The organism is Legionella santicrucis, from assembly GCF_001468135.1.
GTDB lineage: Bacteria > Pseudomonadota > Gammaproteobacteria > Legionellales > Legionellaceae > Legionella > Legionella santicrucis.
The window spans coordinates 734-966 of the sequence record NZ_LNYU01000082.1 but is presented as its reverse complement, the minus strand read 5'-3'; the positions used below and the strand labels follow the sequence as shown (position 1 = coordinate 966).

The window sequence follows — 233 nt, the reverse complement described above, 5'->3', positions numbered from 1 at the left end:
AAAATAATAAGAAACTTTCTCATCCTGACTGTTATCAAAAAGTACTTCCTTTATGTCAATTAGCCCTTATTGTGGAGCGTAATGGGGTGGCTGAAGACCATGCTTTGAAATTAGCCACGATTTTTAAGGATGAAAAAGCGGTATTAAATTATTTACTCCAATTTAAAGACCAAAATGCCTGCAACTACCTGGTTCATGATGCGTGCTTATTTGAGCTTCCCAAAGAAGATACT

The 233-nt window shown here is 36.1% G+C and carries 1 protein-coding gene; it reads left to right on the top strand.

The genetic code is table 11. The features are described 5' to 3' along the window. Window positions 1-233, top strand: a 233-nt coding sequence (locus tag Lsan_RS22375) for a hypothetical protein (RefSeq protein ID WP_162265616.1), incomplete at both ends; no start/stop codon positions are given.